We start from the raw sequence: 9,662 nt of genomic DNA, 5'->3' as shown, positions 1-9,662 counted from the left end.
CTCAAGGGCTGCGTATACTACGCTACACCTTTTTATTCGTCAAGATCTTTTTTTAAAAAATTTGATCTTGCTCACTAATCACTTTCTCCGTCTGCTTTCGCTGACGCCGTGTCAGTGGATGCGCATTATAGGCACTTCATTTTTTTTAGCAAGTAAAAATAACAAATTCTTTAACTGTTCGAATAAGGTTTAAACACCGACAACTTTAATGCATTGATATTTATTAAGATTATATTCAGATAATTTTTGAGCTAACTTTTCAACATATTGGTTATGCGCTGTACTTAATATTAAGTTTTCTTTAGCTGGTGTTTTTGCTTGATGAACTTCATATTGATCTTTTAGCAAATTATAAACTCGTGAGGCAATAGCATTACCCGAATCAATAAATGTGGCATTAGGGAAAAGGTGTTTTAATTCTTCTTTTATAAAAGGGTAATGGGTACAACCTAGGACAATGGTGTCCGGGATCACTGGCAAGCATAACCATGGCTGTAACAATTCTTTCAGTTGTTGCATATCGACAGCAATACCTTGCAATTTATTTTCTGCAATATGCGCCAACTCAGATAATCCCAATAACTCAACAGTGCAATCGGGTGCAAACTGTTGTATTAGTTTGTTGGTGTAGGCTCGCTGTATTGTGGCTTTGGTTGCTAACAGTCCAATACATTTATTTTGAGTTATTTGACTTGCCGGTTTGATCGCCGGCACAACACCAACAATAGGAAAGCTGAATTTTTCCCGCAAGCTTGGTAAACAGATTGTGCTGGCTGTGTTGCAGGCAATAACGGCTAAATCGATAGTATGTGATTTGCTAATTGTATCAATCACCGCAATGACTCTATCAATAAGAAAGCTTGAGGATTTATCCCCATAAGGAAACATTTCATTATCAAATGCATAAATATAATGCACATTAGGCATTTTATTATGGATTTCGTTATAGACAGATAATCCGCCAACACCGGAATCAAACACCAATACTGTGGGAAGTTTTCTTACAATATTCATATTTCGCTAGCAATGATTGGAAAAGTTAAACGAGCACTATCGTAAATTGATTAGAAATTTATGCAAGTAATTTTGTTTAAGGTAATACTGGCTTTTTGGCTAATAAATTATTAAAATAGACGTCTAGATGGTAAAACTGCTAAATTTAAGCATTTTATATTAAAAGATTATATTTAAGCATTGCATTAAAAAAGTTAAAGAAGGTATATATGTCAGAATTTCTATTTACTTCAGAATCCGTTTCAGAAGGTCACCCAGATAAAATCGCCGATCAAATATCTGATGCTGTGCTTGATGCTATTTTAAAACAAGACCCTAAAGCACGTGTTGCGTGTGAAACTTACGTCAAAACCGGTATGGCTTTAGTTGGCGGTGAAATTACTACTTCAGCATGGGTAGATATTGAAGAATTGACCCGAAAAACGATTTACGATATTGGTTATACCAGTTCAGATATGGGGTTTGATGCAAATTCTTGTGCGGTGTTAAATGCAATTGGTAAGCAGTCACCGGATATCAATCAAGGGGTTGATCGTCAAAATCCATTAGAACAAGGTGCCGGTGATCAGGGTATTATGTTTGGCTATGCTACTAATGAGATGCCAAATTTAATGCCGGCAGCCATTAGTTATGCTCACGATTTGATGCGTCGTCAAGCTCAAGTACGGAAAAACGGCACACTTCCTTGGTTAAGACCAGATGCCAAAAGTCAAGTTACCCTTATTTATCAAGACGGTAAAATTAAAGGTGTTGATACAATTGTATTATCAACTCAGCATTCAGAAGATATCGAACAAAACACATTACATGAAGCGGTAATGGAAGAAATTATTAAACCAACCTTACCAGCCGAATGGTTAACAGCCAGAACAAAATATTTTATCAATCCTACCGGACGCTTTGTGATTGGTGGTCCAATGGGTGATTGTGGTTTAACCGGACGTAAAATTATTGTCGATACTTATGGTGGAGCAGCACGCCATGGCGGCGGTGCGTTTTCTGGTAAAGATCCGTCAAAAGTTGACCGTTCTGCTGCTTATGCTGCCCGTTATGTGGCTAAAAATATTGTTGCGGCGGGACTTGCTGATAGATGTGAATTACAAATTTCTTATGCTATTGGTATCGCACATCCAACATCGATTTATGTCAACACTTTTGGTACAGAAAAAGTTGCCCACGATAAGATCGTTGCTTTAATTGAAGAGTTTTTTGATTTAAGACCTTATGGATTAATTCAAATGCTTGATCTTATTAAGCCGATTTACCAACAAACCGCATCCTACGGCCATTTTGGACGAGATATTTTCCCTTGGGAAAAAACCGATAAAGCAGCACTACTACGCGATGCAGCAGGATTATAAGCGAATACCCATTCACTTACACAATCAGGTAATGGCTTGTTTAAGAATGCACTTAAAACAAGCCAATCAAGTATTAAATACCCAATATGGCGAGCCTAAAATTACTTATAAACCTAAAGGAAGTATTGCAGGCTGCGCCTATTTGGCGCGTTGGGAAATTCAACTTAATTCAAGAATGCTTATCGATAATGGCGCCGCCTTTATCGAAGAAGTCGTTCCCCACGAATTAGCACATCTGATTGTATTTAAACAGTATGGTAAAGTGAAGCCTCACGGAGTGCAGTGGCAATCGGTTATGTCTGAGATAATGGGAAAAGCACCGAAAACCACACATAATTTTGCCATTAAACGTGAAGATTACTTATATCATTGCCAATGTCAGGAACATCGTTTATCGAAAATCAGACATAATAAAATTAATCACAATAAGACTAGTTATGTTTGTCGTAAATGCGGTACTATACTTAAACTCAAAAACACCATTTAATATTGAAACATTCGATGCCTAAGTTTGATTTCCATTTTTATAAAAGCTCTATTTTCATTGTTGCACTTAGTGCTATTTTATATATTTTAGGTAATTTTCTTATTCCTCTTTATAACGGGCTTAGTGTCACTATTGTTGAGCATATCCAATCACTTTTTTTATTATTTATGTGTGGTTATACCTATCATTATGCAAAAAGTGTGAAAAACCATAAATCGCTTTATGAATTTTGGATCTGGACTATTTTTTGGTGGTTTATGCTTTTTGGTCGAGGTATTAGCTGGGGTCGTGACTTTTTCCCCGAGGTGCCCCGTTTCTACTATAAAATCATTGCTGGTATCGTAATGGGAATACCATTTTTAACTCTCTTTTTACCAACAATACGTCAAGAGATAGCTCGCCGTTATCAATATGAGCAAGTTCCAGTTTGGCATATCTTATTTGCGTTTCTCTTTTTAGGGATTGCCGATATTGCTGAACATCATCGAATTGGTCATCAATTGTTAGTTTTAAGTCACGAAAGAAAAGATCTTATTGAAGAGTTAATGGAAATCCCTTGTTTGCTTTGTTTAGCACTAACAACATTTTATATGCAAAAAAATGAGCAAAAGAGGTTAAATTCACCATGTTAAGTTATCGTCATAGTTATCATGCAGGTAATCATGCCGATGTGTTAAAACACATTGTGTTAACACTATGTATTGAATCATTAAAAGAGAAAGAAAAACCATTTTTATACTTAGATACCCATAGCGGAGCTGGCCGTTATTTGCTACAAAGTGAGCATGCCGAAAAAACCGGTGAATATCTTTCCGGTATAAATTTATTATGGCAACAAGCAACTGTTCCACAACCGCTTACCACGTATTTGCAGGTTTTAAAGCGCTATAATCCGTTTGACACGTTAAAATATTATCCGGGTTCACCTTTGATTGCCAAACAACTATTAAGAGAGCAAGATAAGCTTAATTTAACTGAGTTGCATCCAACAGATTACCCGCTGTTAAAACAGGAATTTAGTAAAGATAAACGAGCTAAAGTTTTACGAGAAGACGGGTTTGCACAACTTAAATCAAAGTTACCGCCTCCGTCCCGCCGTGGGATTATTTTGATCGACCCGTCTTATGAGATAAAAGAGGATTATCAAAAAATTCCGGCCGCACTTTATGAAGCTTATAAACGTTTTGCAACAGGGATTTACTTAATTTGGTATCCGGTTGTTTCACGCACTCAAACGCAACGAATGATCGACGGAATTATTAAGCTAGGTATTAAACGAGTGTCTCAATTTGAGCTGGCGTTAAAACCAGATAATAATCAAAAAGGCATGACCGCGTCAGGGATGATAGTGATCAATCCACCTTGGAAATTACATAATCAAATGGAAACAATTATGCCATGGTTACTTTCCGTTCTTGATACAGAAAAAACCGGAAACTTTGTTATTAAAGAGTTAGTTTCTGAGTGAGATTAAGATCGTATCCATTAAAAATGCGAGAACAATCTCGCATTTTTTATATTCGCTATCGCAACTATTTTGCTTAACTGATGTGCAATTTTTGTCAAGAACTTTCAGAAAATACCTACGTTTTAGTAGAATTTAGGGAAAATAGTGACAAGCAAACAGATAGATCCATAAGATGATTGTTAGCAATAAGGATAAGCAGACCGCCGCTGAACCGTAGTCCTTCGCTCGTCCGGATAATTCATGTCGCTCACTTCCAATTCTATCAACCACACATTCAATAGCACTGTTAATGAGCTCAACTATCATCACAAAGCCTATTGACCCAACTAGTAAGATTCGTTCGTAAATGGAAAAATCAATAAGCATTACTATAATGTAAGCAACAACCAACAAGATGAGTTCTTGTCGGAACGCTGCTTCATTTTTAATAGCTGATTTAAATCCTTTTAATGAGTATTTTGTCGCATTAATAATGCGTTGTAGTCCTGTTGATTTTTTCACAATAACTGTCCAAATTTAAAATTATCTTGCATAACCATAATTCATAAGGCGTTGAAATCTTCTTTCAAGTAGTACCGGTAACTCCATACCTTCGAGCTCATCTAAATCATTAAGCAGTTGTGCTTTAAGTGATGCAGCAACGGCAGGATAATCTCGATGCGCTCCGCCTAGCGGTTCTGGAATGATTGAATCGATAAGATTTAACTTAATTAACTTATCAGCTGTCATATTCATGGCTTCAGCTGCAACCGGTGCTTTATCAGCACTTTTCCATAAAATTGACGCACACCCTTCCGGTGAAATAACAGAATAAGTACTATATTGTAGCATATTGACTTTATCCGCTACCCCGATAGCTAGCGCCCCGCCTGAGCCACCTTCACCGATAACGGTACAAATGGTCGGTACATTTAACCGTGACATTTCACGTAAATTACGTGCAATAGCTTCTGCCTGTCCACGCTCTTCTGCACCGATACCGGGATAAGCACCCGGAGTATCAATAAAAGTAATAATAGGTAGTTTAAATCTTTCAGCTAATTGCATTAATCTTAATGCTTTACGATAGCCTTCTGGCGCTGGCATACCAAAATTACGGTAGATTTTTTGTTTAGTTTCACGACCTTTTTGATGACCAATAACCATTACCGGGCGCTCATCTATACGGGCTATCCCCCCAACAATGGCTTTATCATCGGCATAAGCACGATCACCGGCCAACTCATCAAAATCAGTAAATATCTCTTGAATATAATCTAAGGTATAAGGTCTATTTGGATGTCTTGCTAATTGAGCAACATCCCAAGGCGATAAGCTTGCAAATATTTTTTTGGTCAACTCTCGGCTTTTTTGATTTAATTGTTTGATCTCTCTATCTAAATTGATATCTAATTCAACTTGTTGTGAATCAATGTTCTTTAAGGAATTAATTTTTGCTTCTAATTCCGCTATCGGCTTTTCAAATTCCAAAAAATTGTTCATAACGATTATGATTGCCTCTCGTTTATTTGTATTTTTTAAAAATACATTTTCTAATAAAGTATACTGACTATTTCTTAAAATAAAATTAAGCCAATTCTACTATGTAATACTCATTGAAGTCATCAACATTTAACTGTCAGCTCTTCAATTGACTCAACATTACACCATATTTAAATGGTGGTTGTTGCTTCATTTTTTCAATACCTAGACCATAAAATAAGCTCTTTAAAACACTCTTTTAAGGCGATTTATTCAAACTCAAATTCGATACGATCATTACCCAATAAAGTTTTAAGTTCTACAATGAGCGCATCTTCCGGTACAACTCGCCATGTGGTGCCAAATTGAATACGCACAACACAATCGTCACGATGATAATATAAGTTTACAGGTACACTACCATGGCGATATGGTTCAAAAGTTTGTTGGATTCGTTGTAACATCGGGCGGTTTGCTTCACTTTCGGTTAAAGTCACTGCGAGACCTTTAACGTATTTCGCTCTGGCATCTTTTAAATCAACCATATCTCTGACCGACATTTTAAGTCCGCCATTGAAATCATCATGACTGACTTGTCCGGTGACAATGATGATTTTATCTTTGACTAACAGATGTCCAAATTTTTCTAAAGAGTCGGCAAAAAGCATGCCGTCAATACGGCCTGAGCGATCATCTAAGGTAAACAGACCAATTTTATTCCCTTTTTTGGTGATCCTAATTCGGGCATCAGCCACAATACCGGCAAAAGTTGCCATTTTGCCCCAACCGGTTGGCGAAGCTTCGCTAATACGCACGCCACCAGCATAACGGTTTAGCTCTTTCAAATATTGGGTAACCGGATGGCCGGTCAAATACAGACCTAATGCCTCACGCTCACCATCAAGTAATACTTGGGCGGGTAATTCCGGCACAGCAGCATAAGCATGTTCTACTTGTTCAGGCTCTTCAGCCAGAACGCCAAACATATCTTCCTGCCCAATATCTTGGGCTTTGGTATATTGATCAGCCGCTTGCATTGCATCGTTAATACTGTGCAGTATTGCGGCACGATGCGGTCCTAATTTATCAAACGCCCCCGCCATAGTCAGTTTTTCTAGTACACGACGATTAATCTTTTTCATATCTGTTCGTGCACAAAGTTCAAAAATATTTTTGAAATAACCACCACTGTTGCGTGCTTCGACAATGGCTTCAATCGGTCCTTCACCCACCCCTTTTATCGCGCCGATACCATAAACAATTTCACCTTTATCATTAACGTGAAAATGATAAAGCCCACTGTTGATATCCGGTGGATTGACTTTAAGCCCCATTCGTAAACATTCATCGACTAAACCAACAATTTTATCGGTGTTATCCATATCAGCAGTCATTACTGCTGCCATAAATTCCGCCGGGAAATGGGTTTTTAACCATAGTGTTTGGTAAGAAACCAGCGCATATGCCGCTGAGTGGGATTTATTAAAACCATAACCGGCAAATTTTTCTACTAAGTCAAAGATGCGCATGGAAAGTTCACCATTCACACCTTGTTTTTCTGCCCCTTCTTTAAATACCGATCGCTGTTTCGCCATCTCCTCGGGCTTTTTCTTACCCATTGCACGACGTAATAAATCAGCGCCGCCTAATGTATAACCGGAAAGGGTTTGAGCAATTTGCATAACCTGTTCTTGGTATAAAATAATGCCATAGGTCGGCTCTAAAATAGGTTTTAGTGATTCGTGTTGATGATTTATATCCGGATATGAGACCTCTTCCCGTCCATGTTTACGGTCAATAAAGTTATCAACCATACCGGACTGCAAAGGACCGGGACGAAATAACGCAACTAACGCTATCATATCTTCGAAACAGTCGGGTTTAAGACGTCTGATTAAATCTTTCATCCCTCGAGATTCAAGCTGGAAGACTGCCGTTGTTTCAGCTTTTAACAGTAAATCAAAAGAGGCTTGATCGTCTAACGCTATACGAGTGATATCTACCGGTGGTTTGCCTTCTCTTAATTGGCGCTGATTAATCATCTTAATCGCCCAATCAATAATGGTTAACGTTCGCAAACCTAAAAAGTCAAATTTAACTAAACCAGCATATTCAACATCATTTTTATCAAATTGGGTAACAGGATGATGACCTTCCGGATCACAATAAATTGGTGAGAAATCAGTAATTTTCGTCGGTGAAATCACCACCCCACCGGCATGCTTACCAGCGTTGCGAGTCACCCCTTCTAACTGTCGTGCAATATCGATTAATGATTTGATCTCTTCATTGTTATCGTATAATTCTTGTAGTTGCGGTTCGACCTCAAACGCTTTTGCCAGTGTCATCCCCGGATCTAAAGGAATCAGTTTCGATATGCGGTCAACAAAACCGTACGGGTGCCCTAGTACTCGCCCAACATCACGAATAACCGCTTTAGCCGCCATGGTACCGAAAGTAATAATTTGCGATACCGCCTCACGGCCATACATATCGGCCACATGATCGATAACCAAATCACGTTTTTCCATACAAAAGTCGACATCAAAGTCAGGCATGGAAACACGTTCCGGATTTAAAAATCGTTCGAAAAGCAAATCGAATGCAAGTGGATCTAAATCGGTAATTTTTAGCGCATAAGCAACCAATGAGCCAGCGCCGGATCCCCGACCAGGACCAACCGGAATATCATTATCTTTTGACCACTGAATAAATTCCATGACGATTAAAAAGTAGCCCGGAAATCCCATTTGGTTGATAACATTTAATTCGGTTTCTAAGCGTTCATCGTATTCAGGTCGTTTTTGCTTTCTTACTTGTGGATCAGGAAACAAAAATTCAAGCCGTTCTTCTAACCCTTCCCGTGACTTATGCACCAGAAAATCTTCAGTGGACATATCACCGGTTGGAAATTGCGGTAAGAAGTACTCACCTAGTCGAATGGTGACATTACAACGCTTGGCGATTTCAACACTGTTTTCCAGTGCTTCCGGAATATCTGAAAACAGTTCGCACATCTCTTGTTCAGAGCGTAGATATTGTTCAGGCGAATAGTTTTTGGGTCTATTAGGATCTTCAAGTGTATTACCGTCATGAATGGCGACACGAATTTCATGTGCTTCAAAGTCAGTTGACTTTAAAAACCGCACATCATTGCTCGCAACAACTGGCAAATCATGCTGCTCAGCTAGTTCAACGACAGTATGAATAAATAACTCTTCGTTAGCTCGATTCGTTCGAACTAATTCAAAATAGAAATGGTCACGGAATGTTTGTTGATAATAATCCATGGCATTATCAATGATTGCTTGATTATCACGGATAATGCCAATACCAATATCACTTTCTCGTCCAGCCAGAATAATTAAACCTTCTTTATGCGTGGTTAACCATTCTTGATCCACAACAGGCATATCATCAATATAACCTCGTTGATAAGCTTTTGATATCAACAAAGTGAGATTTTGATACCCCTCATTATTGGCTGCAAGTAACGTTAAACGATAAATATCATCTGACAATTGTGGGCTACGAATAGCTAAATCAGCACCAATAATTGGTTTGATCCCTTTTGACATTGCTGAGCCATAAAATTTTACAAGCCCACAAAGATTGGTAAAGTCAGTAATTGCAAAAGCCGGCATTTGCAACTTGCTCACTTCATTTACCAATGCACCGACTTTAGCAATGCCATCGACCATTGAAAAATCGCTATGTAAATGAAGATGAATAAACTTAGGTTCCGCCATATTTACCAGAAATAATTATGCTTAAAAAATTGTTTTGAATTATAACACAAGCAATATGAATATTCTTATTCTCTTTATCTTTTGCCAAGAACGGGGCAAAAGGGGATAAACTTAACTCCCAT

General features: G+C 38.1%; 8 protein-coding genes. 4 read left to right on the top strand and 4 right to left on the bottom strand.

Features of this window, described 5'->3' with window-relative positions; genetic code table 11:
- Positions 1 to 189 precede the first annotated feature (189 nt).
- A complete protein-coding gene (murI, locus tag J3U74_RS08685; RefSeq protein ID WP_267328814.1) occupies positions 190 to 1,014 on the bottom strand; it encodes a glutamate racemase in 825 nt (274 codons plus the stop codon).
- Positions 1,015 to 1,223: 209 nt separating this feature from the next.
- Between murI and metK the strand changes: the two genes are divergently transcribed.
- From metK to J3U74_RS08665, 4 genes are read left to right on the top strand one after another with little or no spacing between them, the layout of a single operon-like run.
- Positions 1,224 to 2,375, top strand: coding sequence for a methionine adenosyltransferase (gene metK, locus J3U74_RS08680; protein WP_220218183.1), 1,152 nt, complete (start codon positions 1,224 to 1,226; stop codon positions 2,373 to 2,375).
- Complete coding sequence (locus J3U74_RS08675; RefSeq protein WP_267328813.1) at positions 2,359 to 2,862, top strand: SprT family zinc-dependent metalloprotease; 504 nt, start codon at positions 2,359 to 2,361, stop codon at positions 2,860 to 2,862. Before metK ends, J3U74_RS08675 begins: the two co-directional genes overlap by 17 nt.
- 14 nt (positions 2,863 to 2,876) lie before the next feature.
- A complete protein-coding gene (locus J3U74_RS08670; RefSeq protein ID WP_220218185.1) occupies positions 2,877 to 3,494 on the top strand; it encodes a hypothetical protein in 618 nt (205 codons plus the stop codon).
- A complete protein-coding gene (locus J3U74_RS08665; RefSeq protein ID WP_220218186.1) occupies positions 3,488 to 4,330 on the top strand; it encodes a 23S rRNA (adenine(2030)-N(6))-methyltransferase RlmJ in 843 nt (280 codons plus the stop codon). The genes J3U74_RS08670 and J3U74_RS08665 overlap by 7 nt, the downstream gene beginning before the upstream one ends.
- 132 nt (positions 4,331 to 4,462) lie before the next feature.
- On the opposite strand, the gene J3U74_RS08660 is transcribed toward J3U74_RS08665, so the two are convergent.
- From J3U74_RS08660 to dnaE, 3 genes are all read right to left on the bottom strand, one after another.
- Positions 4,463 to 4,831, bottom strand: a complete 369-nt coding sequence (locus tag J3U74_RS08660; RefSeq protein ID WP_255556147.1) for a diacylglycerol kinase — start codon at positions 4,829 to 4,831, stop codon at positions 4,463 to 4,465.
- 21 nt (positions 4,832 to 4,852) lie between these two features.
- A complete protein-coding gene (gene accA, locus J3U74_RS08655; RefSeq protein ID WP_267328812.1) occupies positions 4,853 to 5,812 on the bottom strand; it encodes an acetyl-CoA carboxylase carboxyl transferase subunit alpha in 960 nt (319 codons plus the stop codon).
- Positions 5,813 to 6,060: 248 nt separating this feature from the next.
- Positions 6,061 to 9,540, bottom strand: a complete 3,480-nt coding sequence (gene dnaE / locus J3U74_RS08650; protein ID WP_267328811.1) for a DNA polymerase III subunit alpha — start codon at positions 9,538 to 9,540, stop codon at positions 6,061 to 6,063.
- Positions 9,541 to 9,662 lie beyond the last annotated feature (122 nt).

The organism is Gilliamella sp. B3892 (genome assembly GCF_026536305.1).
In the GTDB taxonomy this organism is placed as follows: Bacteria; Pseudomonadota; Gammaproteobacteria; order Enterobacterales; family Orbaceae; genus Gilliamella.
Note: the sequence above shows the minus strand (reverse complement) of the source record. Positions and strands in the feature narration are given on the sequence as shown.